This is a genomic window from Pedobacter sp. GQ55, from assembly GCF_059758925.1.
On sequence record NZ_JCAXEI010000043.1, the window covers coordinates 1 to 236 of the forward strand.

1 pseudogene is annotated in these 236 nt (G+C 40.7%); it reads right to left on the reverse strand.

The window, feature by feature from the left end:
• Positions 1–2 precede the first annotated feature (2 nt).
• Positions 3–236, reverse strand: a pseudogene (locus tag AC6CH7_RS26545) (hypothetical protein); the annotation flags it as partial.

The window sequence follows — 236 nt, forward strand, 5'->3', positions numbered from 1 at the left end:
CCCTATAACTTCGGTCCTCTGTTCTTTTTTGGTGCCTGGCTCTTTTTAGGTACTATCTTTTTAATTTCCTGGACATCGGCAAGGTCCATTTTTCTTCCGGATGCTATTTTATTTGCCAGCAAATCCTGAAGTCCGATGTAGGAAATTTCAAGGTCGCCTTCAACGAGCTTTTGTCTATTCTTATAAGCCTCTGTAAACTCAACTCCATCGATATTGTTGAGTATGTCAATCCGTAG